This window comes from Mycobacterium sp. 1245499.0 (assembly GCF_001673615.1).
Lineage (GTDB): Bacteria > Actinomycetota > Actinomycetes > Mycobacteriales > Mycobacteriaceae > Mycobacterium > Mycobacterium europaeum_A.
Map to the genome: position 1 here is coordinate 1 of NZ_LZMG01000353.1, position 1,590 is coordinate 1,590.

The following is a 1,590-nucleotide window of genomic DNA, read 5'->3' on the forward strand; positions in this document are numbered from 1 at the left end:
CCTCAACGCCGACATAGGCTTTCACCGCGTCCTGCAGCGCGGTCTCGGAGAACTCCAGCATCGACCGGTAGTGGGCGCTGCCCAGGTAGTAGCGCAGCTCGGCCGCGCGCACCCGCTGCAGCAGCGCCGGTATGGCCAGCACGTTGCCCAGCGACTTGCTCATCTTTTCGCCGCCCATCGTCACCCAGCCGTTGTGCAGCCAGTAGCGGGCGAACCCGTCGCCGGCGGCACGGCTCTGGGCGATCTCGTTCTCGTGGTGCGGGAAGACCAAATCCATTCCGCCGCAATGGATGTCGAACTCCGGCCCCAGATAGGTGCGGGCCATCGCGGAACATTCCAGGTGCCACCCGGGGCGGCCGCGGCCCCACGGGGTCGGCCAGGACGGCTCGCCGGGCTTGGCGGCCTTCCACAGCGTGAAATCACGCTGATCGCGTTTGCAGGTGGCCACGCCCTCGCCCTGATGGACGTCGTCGATCTTGTGCCCGGACAGCTGCCCGTATTCGGGATAGCTGAGCACGTTGAAGTACACGTCGCCGCCGGCGGCGTAGGCGTGACCGGTTTCGATCAGCCGTCCCATTAATTCGACCATCTGGGTGATGTGCCCGGTGGCCCGCGGCTCGGCCGACGGCGGCAACACGTCCAGGGCGTCGTAGGCGGCGCTGAAGGCCCGCTCGTAGGTGGCCGCCCATTCCCACCACGGCCGGCCCGCCGCGGCGGCCTTGTTGAGGATCTTGTCGTCGATGTCGGTGACGTTGCGGATGAACGCGACGTCGCAGCCGCGCGCGATCAGCCATCGGCGCAGGATGTCGAAGGCCACCCCGCTGCGGACGTGGCCGATGTGCGGCAGGCCCTGGACCGTCGCACCACACAGGTAGATGGAGACGTGACCCTCGCGCAGCGGAACGAAATCACGCACGGCGCCGGTTGCCGTGTCGTGTAGCCGCAAGCGGGCCTGATCGGTCACGACGTGCCAGCTTACCGGGTAGTTCCCCGGCGCCCGGCGCTGCGCGGCTTACCCGGTGGAGACGACCAGCGCGGTGGCGATCGCGGCGAGGCCCTCACCGCGTCCGGTCAGCCCCAACCCGTCGGTCGTCGTCGCCGACACCGACACCGGCGCGCCCAGCAATTCCGACAGCACCCGCTGCGCCTCGGCGCGGCGCGGACCGACCTTCGGCCGGTTGCCGATGACCTGTACGGCGGCGTTACCGACCCGGAAACCGTGGTGCGACGCCAGATCCGCGACATGGCGCAGCATGTCGGCGCCGCTGACGCCTTTCCAGCGCGGATCGTCGACCCCGAACACCGTCCCGAGGTCGCCGAGCCCGGCCGCCGACAACACCGCGTCACACAGGGCGTGCGCCCCCACGTCGCCGTCGGAATGCCCCGCGCAGCCGTCGGCGTCGCCGAATTGCAGACCCAGCAGCCAGCACGGCCGTCCCGGTTCGATCGGGTGCACATCGACGCCCAGGCCCACCCGGGGAAGCGGCGGCACGGCGTTCACCGGCGCACGACGGTCTCGGCCAGCAGCAAATCGAGCTGGGTGGTGATCTTGAATGCCAGCGGGTCGCCGTCGACCACCTGGACCTGGCC

General features: G+C 69.8%; 3 protein-coding genes. All 3 read right to left on the bottom strand.

Annotated elements, in window-relative coordinates; genetic code table 11:
* A partial coding sequence (gene cysS, locus A5646_RS21955) for a cysteine--tRNA ligase (RefSeq protein WP_067024166.1) occupies positions 1-964 on the bottom strand: 964 nt, incomplete at its 3' end.
* Positions 965-1,012: 48 nt separating this feature from the next.
* Positions 1,013-1,492, bottom strand: a complete 480-nt coding sequence (gene ispF / locus A5646_RS21960; RefSeq protein ID WP_156748892.1) for a 2-C-methyl-D-erythritol 2,4-cyclodiphosphate synthase — start codon at positions 1,490-1,492, stop codon at positions 1,013-1,015.
* 5 nt (positions 1,493-1,497) lie between these two features.
* Positions 1,498-1,590: 2-C-methyl-D-erythritol 4-phosphate cytidylyltransferase (locus A5646_RS29185; protein WP_197499629.1), on the bottom strand; the 93-nt coding region annotated here is incomplete at its 5' end.